Source organism: Pseudoalteromonas sp. BMB (assembly GCF_001709235.1).
In the GTDB taxonomy this organism is placed as follows: domain Bacteria; phylum Pseudomonadota; class Gammaproteobacteria; order Enterobacterales; family Alteromonadaceae; genus Pseudoalteromonas; species Pseudoalteromonas maricaloris.
In genome coordinates this window covers 1-288 of sequence record NZ_MBQA01000102.1, presented here as the reverse complement: position 1 = coordinate 288, position 288 = coordinate 1, and the positions used below count along the sequence as shown (strand labels likewise).

The window sequence follows — 288 nt, the reverse complement described above, 5'->3', positions numbered from 1 at the left end:
CTGTGGGCTCGGAGATGTGTATAAGAGACAGCCCACCTGGAAGCGTTGGAGGCCGACCCGGCCCGGTTCGACGGTGTCACGGTGCTCGGGGTCGATGAGCACGTGTGGCACCACGTCGATCCGCGCACGCGTGGCCCGCGGATGCTCACCGGAATGGTCGACCTGACCCGCGACCAGGACGGCCGGACCCGTGCCCGGCTGCTCGACCTCGTCCCGGGCCGTTCCGGCGCCGTGTACGGGGCGTGGCTCACTGACCGCGGGCAGGACTTCCGCGACGCCGTGCAGATC

The 288-nt window shown here is 70.5% G+C and carries 1 pseudogene; it reads left to right on the top strand.

Annotated elements, in window-relative coordinates:
* Positions 1-45: 45 nt before the first annotated feature.
* Positions 46-288 (top strand): annotated as a pseudogene (locus tag BB427_RS23795) (ISL3 family transposase); the annotation flags it as partial.